Raw genomic sequence first — 6,001 nt, forward strand, 5'->3', positions numbered from 1 at the left:
GATGATCCGCAAGCAGACGCTGGTCTACAACCGCACGCGTCAGGCGCAGATCACCAAGGAACTGATCGAAATCATCTCGGGCGCCGAGGCCGTCTGACCAAGGCGCTTCAGCACCCATCTCACGCAACATCCCGGTCGGATTGACCGTGGTCTAGAAGTTCGGATCGAAGGAGACATTCAATGGCAGCCCAGGTCGGTCGCGTCACCCAGGTCATCGGCGCCGTCGTCGACGTGCAGTTCGAAGGCCACCTCCCGGCCATTCTCAACGCGCTCGAGACCAAGAACGGCGGCAACCGCCTTGTGCTCGAAGTCGCCCAGCATCTCGGCGAATCCACGGTGCGCACCATCGCGATGGACACCACCGAAGGTCTGGTCCGCGGCCAGGACGTGACCGACACCGGCGCGCCGATCCGCGTCCCCGTCGGCGAAGGCACGCTCGGCCGCATCATCAACGTCATCGGCGAGCCGATCGACGAGGCCGGTCCCGTCAAGTCGGAAGGCCTGCGTGCCATCCACCAGGAGGCGCCGAGCTACACCGACCAGTCGACCGAAGCTGAAATTCTCGTCACCGGCATCAAGGTCGTCGACCTGCTCGCGCCCTATGCCAAGGGTGGCAAGATCGGCCTGTTCGGCGGCGCCGGCGTCGGCAAGACCGTGCTGATTCAGGAGCTGATCAACAACGTCGCGAAGGCGCACGGCGGTTATTCCGTGTTCGCGGGCGTCGGCGAGCGGACCCGCGAGGGCAACGACCTCTATCACGAGTTCATCGAATCCAAGGTCAATGCCGACCCGCACAATCCGGATCCGAGCGTGAAGTCGAAATGCGCGCTGGTGTTCGGCCAGATGAACGAGCCCCCGGGCGCCCGCGCCCGCGTCGCGCTCACGGGCCTGACCATCGCGGAAGACTTCCGCGACAAGGGCCAGGACGTGCTGTTCTTCGTCGACAACATCTTCCGCTTCACCCAGGCCGGCTCGGAAGTGTCGGCGCTCCTGGGCCGTATTCCTTCGGCGGTGGGTTATCAGCCGACGCTCGCGACCGACATGGGCGCGCTGCAGGAGCGCATCACCACCACGCAGAAGGGCTCGATCACTTCGGTGCAGGCCATCTACGTTCCGGCCGACGACTTGACCGACCCGGCGCCGGCGACCTCGTTCGCGCATCTCGACGCGACCACCACGCTGTCGCGCTCGATCGCCGAAAAGGGCATCTACCCGGCGGTGGACCCGCTCGACTCGACCTCGCGCATGCTCTCTCCGCTGGTCGTCGGCGAGGAGCACTACGCGGTCGCCCGTCAGGTCCAGCAGGTGCTGCAGCGCTACAAGGCGCTTCAGGACATCATCGCCATTCTCGGCATGGACGAGCTTTCGGAAGAAGACAAGCTGGCGGTGGCCCGCGCCCGCAAGATCGAGCGCTTCATGTCGCAGCCGTTCCACGTCGCCGAAATCTTCACGGGGTCGCCCGGTAAGTTCGTCGACCTCGCCGACACCATCAAGGGCTTCAAGGGCCTGGTCGAAGGCAAGTACGATCACCTGCCGGAAGCCGCCTTCTACATGGTCGGCACCATCGAAGAAGCCGTCGAGAAGGGCAAGAAGCTGGCGGCGGAAGCGGCCTAAGCTTTCTCATCTCGTCATCGCCGGGCTTGACCCGGCGATCCATCAAAAGAGAATTTTGATGGATGGACCCGCGGGTCAAGCCCGCGGGTGACAAGCGGAAAACAACGGATAGCCCATGGCCACCTTCCATTTCGATCTCGTCTCTCCGGAAAAGCTCGCCTTCTCGGGTGAGGTCGACCAGGTCGACATCCCCGGCGTCGAGGGCGATTTCGGCGTGCTGGCCGGGCATGCCCCGGTCGTGGCTGCGATCCGGCCAGGCATTCTCACGGTGACCACCGGCGGCAGGCACGAGAAGATCATCGTGCTCGGCGGCATCGCCGAGGTCTCCGAGAATGGCCTGACGGTGCTCGCCGACGTCGCGACGTCGCTGGCCGAGCTCGACCGTGCCCAGTTCGCCGAGACGATCGCGGAGATGGAAGAGGGATTGAAGGAGCATGAAGGCGGCGAGCTCGATCAGGCCATCGAGCGGCTCGACCACTTCAAGAGCATCCAGCAGCAGCTCAACTCCACGGCTATGCACTAAGCCCCGGGGCGCCGCTCCGGGGCTCGATCTCCAAATTCCTGAACAGAATCAGCGCTCGTCACGAAAGTGGCGGGCGCTGAAATCTTGTTGGGCCGTCGCTGGCGCTGCCGCGCATTTTATCGCGAAGCGTCAAACACTTGGCTACTGTGCATGGGGTTGTTTTCGAGAGTTCAGCCGGAGAAGGCAGCAAACTCGCGCGCCACCGCCTCATAGACCCCACGCCGGAACGGCACAACGAGTTCTGCGACGCGGTCGAGCCGCTCCCAGCGCCAGGCGTCGAATTCGGCAGGCTGGCCGTTGCGCGGCGTCAGCGGATCGATCTCGTCATCCCTGCCGGTGAAGCGCAGCGCGAACCACTTTTGCCGCTGGCCGCGAAACTTCGCTAGCCGATGCGTTTGCGGGCCGTCGTAAGGCGGGAATTCATAGGTGAGCCAGTCGGTCTCGCCGAGATAGTCGGCGCTGACGACGCTGGTCTCCTCCCAGAGCTCGCGCATCGCCGCATCGCGCAGGTTCTCGCCCTCGTCGACACCGCCCTGCGGCATCTGCCAGTCGAGGCCGGGGAGGATGATCTCGGGCCCATCGCCCTTGAAGCGATGGCCGATCAGCACGCGGCCCTCGGCATTGAAGAGCGCGATGCCGACGTTGGGGCGGTAGGGTTTGTCGCTGGTCACTTACAAATGTCTCTCGTCGTCATTCCGGGGCGATGCGCAGCATCGAACCCGGAATCTTGAGGTCCCGGGTTCGATGCTTCGCACCGCCCCGGGACGACAATAGAGATTATTGGTCCACCAGCGCGGAAAATTCCTGCACCACGCGCTCGTAGACCGGGCGCTTGAACGGAATGATCAGCTCGGGGAGGTTCTTCATCGGCTCCCAGCGCCAGCTCAGGAACTCGGCCTTGTGGCCGCCGCCGGGATGCTGGACGTTGATCTCGCTGTCCTTGCCGGTGAAGCGCACCGCGTACCATTTCTGCCGTTGGCCGCGATAGCGGCCCTTCCAGGCGCGCCCGGCCACCGTGCGCGGGATGTCGTAGGTGAGCCAGTCCGGGACCTCGCCGAGCCGTTCGACCGAGCGCACGCTGGTCTCCTCATAGAGCTCGCGCTTGGCCGCTTCCCAGGTGTCCTCGCCGGGATCGACGCCGCCTTGCGGCATCTGCCAGACATGGGTGTCGTCGACATGCTCGATGCCGCCGGCGCGGCGGCCGATGAACACCAGCCCCTTTGAATTGATCAGCATCACACCGACACAGGTCCGGTAGGGCAGATCCTCGTAACGCGCCATCCCGCCAGACCTCTCGCATGCCCTCAGGTCCGGCTTGAGCGGCTCCGCGGGAGCCGTGCCGTACCAATTCGTTGATTTAGCTCGATTTTGATTTCAGCATCGCGGTTGTCAATGGCACCAGAAGGATACCCCGGTCTGCCAAGGTCTTGGTCCAGGCACTGATGCGCTCGATCGAGACGGGCAGGGCGGAGGCGGTGCCGACCGCGACGCCGCGCTCGCGCGCCGTCGATTCCAGCTTGTTCAGGGCGCGGTCGATCTCGGTCGGGGTCGGAACCACGTCGATCGCGATGTCGCCCTTGCCGAACGGCATCGCCTGGTTGGCGGCGGCCTGGGGCGCGATGCTGCGGGGCGAGGAGCCGTCGTCGAAGAAGCCGAGGCCGCGTTTGGACGCCTCGCGGATGATCGGTTGCATCGCCGGCTCGGTCGCAATGAAGCGGGCACCCATGAAATTGGTGAGGCCGGCATAGCCCTGCATGCGGCTGAGGTGCCAGTGCAGGCGGTCCATGTTCTGGTCGGGGCTGAGCGACGTCAGCAGCGTCTGCGGCCCCGGATCGTTGTCGGGGAAGTCGTAGGGCTCCATCGGGATCTGGAGGAAGATCTCGTGGCGCTGCGCGCGGGCGCGCTCGGCGAGCTTGCCGGGGTCGGTGCCATAGGGCGTGAAGGCCAGCGTCACCGCCGGCGGCAGCTTCATGATGGCATCAACGGTCTTGGCAGCGCCGACGCCGAGGCCGCCGATCACGATCGCGACCACCGGCATCTTGGCGGCCTTGGCCCGGTCGGCGTCCGCCGCATAGACGTTGAACGGCTTCAGCCCGTCGGCAACCACCGGGATCATGCCGTAGCGCGATTTCTCCAGCAGCTTCGGATTGATCCCGGCCATGACGGACGGCGGGGCGGATGCAGCCTCGCCCTTGTCGGCGGTATCGCCGCCGCCGATCACCACGTCGCGGCGGGCGCCGGTCGAGCCGTCGATCATCGTGATGGTTTTTTGCTCGCCGGGGGCGGCCGGCTTCGGCGCCTCCTTGGTCTCCTGCTGGGTCTCCTTGCCGGGGCCGCTGGCAGGCTTGTCGTCCTTGTCCGTCGGCTTGGGCTCATTGATCGCGAGTCGGCTCATCGGCTCGCCACCGAGCGGGTCCTTGTTGAAGATGGCGAAGCCGGCAAAGGTCGCCAGGAACAGGCCGAGCACAGCGGCCAGCAGCTGCATGGCCGTGAACGGCAGCCGCAGCCGGCGTTTGCGGCGCGGCTTGTCCTGTCCGAGCGGGGCGCTCAGATCATCGGCCGTTTCAGTCATGCGCGATCCCGAATCACTCCAGCCGACGATACCATGCCGGGGTCAAGCGGCGGCAGGCCGGGATAGGCCGGGGATCGGACTTGCAAGCAAAAGGGCGGCTCCAGGAGCCGCCCTTTTCGTTCGATCGCAGAAAGCGACGACTCAGTTCGCCGCTTTGGGCTTGTCGGTCGTCGCCTTGTTGTCGTTGCCCGGCGTCGGCGCCGCGGAGGCGCTGTTCTTGATGCCATGGAGCAGGTCGCCGGCGAGCTTGAGCGCCTTGTCGTCCTTGGCGTCCGGCGGGACGTAGGACTGCGAGCCGGTCTTCTCGTCGCCGTCGTTCTTGAGGTGGCCGCGCAGCGAGGCCTCGCCCTTGGTGTCGGTGCGCGACTTCAATTCGTCCGGCACGTCCTGGAGCACCTCGATGTCGGGCACGATGCCCTTGGCCTGGATCGACTTGCCCGACGGCGTGTAATAGCGCGCCGTGGTCAGCCGCAGCGCGCCGTTGCCGCTGCCGAGCGGGATGATGGTCTGCACCGAGCCCTTGCCGAACGATCGCGTGCCGACGATGGTCGCGCGCTTGTGGTCCTGCAGCGCGCCGGCGACGATTTCCGACGCCGAGGCCGAGCCGCCGTTGACCAGCACGATGACCGGCTTGCCCTTGGTGAGGTCGCCCGCATGCGCGGTGCGGCGCTGGGTTTCCTCGGCATTACGGCCGCGGGTTGAGACGATCTCGCCCTTCTCCAGGAAGGAGTCGGAGACGGTGACCGCTTCCTCGAGCAGGCCGCCCGGGTTGTTGCGCAGGTCGATGATGAAGCCCTTGAGCTTGTCGCTGCCGATCTGGTTGGTGAGGTTGCCGACCTCGCGCTTCAGGCCTTCGGTGGTCTGTTCGTTGAAGGTGGTGATGCGGATATAGCCGATGTCGTCCTGCTCGACACGCGCGCGCACCGAGCGGACGCGGATGTTGTCGCGCACGAGCGTCACGTCGAGCGGATTGTCCTGGCCCTTGCGGATGATCTTGAGCTTGATCTTGGTGTTGACCGGACCGCGCATTTTCTCGACCGCCTGGTTCAGGGTCAGGCCCTGCACGGCTTCGTCGTCGAGATTGGTGATGATGTCGTTGGCCATGATGCCGGCGCGCGAAGCGGGCGTGTCGTCGATCGGCGAGACCACCTTGATCAGGCCGTCCTCCATCGTGACCTCGATGCCGAGCCCGCCGAACTCGCCGCGGGTCTGCACCTGCATGTCACGGAAGCTTTTCGCGTCCATGTAGCTCGAATGCGGATCGAGGCCGGTGAGCATGCCGCTGATCGCGG

Annotated in this window: 7 protein-coding genes; 3 read left to right on the forward strand and 4 right to left on the reverse strand. The window is 65.5% G+C overall.

Going from position 1 to position 6,001, the window contains the following annotated elements; translation table 11 throughout:
• The 3 genes from JHD07_RS30610 to JHD07_RS30620 form a co-directional block, all read left to right on the forward strand.
• Positions 1 to 97, forward strand: a 97-nt coding sequence (locus JHD07_RS30610; protein ID WP_291628917.1) for a F0F1 ATP synthase subunit gamma, incomplete at its 5' end; no start/stop codon positions are given.
• 83 nt (positions 98 to 180) lie between these two features.
• Positions 181 to 1,614, forward strand: coding sequence for a F0F1 ATP synthase subunit beta (atpD, locus tag JHD07_RS30615; RefSeq protein WP_291628905.1), 1,434 nt, complete (start codon positions 181 to 183; stop codon positions 1,612 to 1,614).
• Between the two features lie 115 nt (positions 1,615 to 1,729).
• Positions 1,730 to 2,137 carry a F0F1 ATP synthase subunit epsilon gene (locus JHD07_RS30620; RefSeq protein ID WP_291628908.1) on the forward strand — a complete coding sequence of 136 codons (408 nt, stop codon included), beginning with the start codon at positions 1,730 to 1,732 and terminating at the stop codon, positions 2,135 to 2,137.
• Between the two features lie 170 nt (positions 2,138 to 2,307).
• Here the strand turns inward: JHD07_RS30620 and JHD07_RS30625 are convergent, their stop codons facing one another.
• From JHD07_RS30625 to JHD07_RS30640, 4 genes are all read right to left on the reverse strand, one after another.
• Positions 2,308 to 2,808, reverse strand: coding sequence for an RNA pyrophosphohydrolase (locus JHD07_RS30625; protein WP_291628910.1), 501 nt, complete (start codon positions 2,806 to 2,808; stop codon positions 2,308 to 2,310).
• A gap of 106 nt (positions 2,809 to 2,914) precedes the next feature.
• Complete coding sequence (locus JHD07_RS30630; RefSeq protein WP_291628912.1) at positions 2,915 to 3,418, reverse strand: RNA pyrophosphohydrolase; 504 nt, start codon at positions 3,416 to 3,418, stop codon at positions 2,915 to 2,917.
• A 76-nt stretch (positions 3,419 to 3,494) separates the two neighbouring features.
• Positions 3,495 to 4,709 carry a divergent polysaccharide deacetylase family protein gene (locus JHD07_RS30635; protein ID WP_291628914.1) on the reverse strand — a complete coding sequence of 405 codons (1,215 nt, stop codon included), beginning with the start codon at positions 4,707 to 4,709 and terminating at the stop codon, positions 3,495 to 3,497.
• A 141-nt stretch (positions 4,710 to 4,850) separates the two neighbouring features.
• Positions 4,851 to 6,001, reverse strand: a 1,151-nt coding sequence (locus tag JHD07_RS30640) for a S41 family peptidase (RefSeq protein ID WP_291628916.1), incomplete at its 5' end; no start/stop codon positions are given.

It is taken from the genome of Bradyrhizobium sp. (genome assembly GCF_016462955.1).
Classification (GTDB): Bacteria; Pseudomonadota; Alphaproteobacteria; order Rhizobiales; family Xanthobacteraceae; genus Bradyrhizobium.

Excerpts from the sequence above, each read along its gene's own strand:
- atpD (WP_291628905.1), top strand. The coding sequence starts at position 181 with ATGGCAGCCCAGGTCGGTCGCGTCACCCAGGTCATCGGCGCCGTCGTC.
- JHD07_RS30620 (WP_291628908.1), top strand. The coding sequence starts at position 1,730 with ATGGCCACCTTCCATTTCGATCTCGTCTCTCCGGAAAAGCTCGCCTTC.
- JHD07_RS30630 (WP_291628912.1), bottom strand. The coding sequence starts at position 3,418 with ATGGCGCGTTACGAGGATCTGCCCTACCGGACCTGTGTCGGTGTGATG.
- JHD07_RS30635 (WP_291628914.1), bottom strand. The coding sequence starts at position 4,709 with ATGACTGAAACGGCCGATGATCTGAGCGCCCCGCTCGGACAGGACAAG.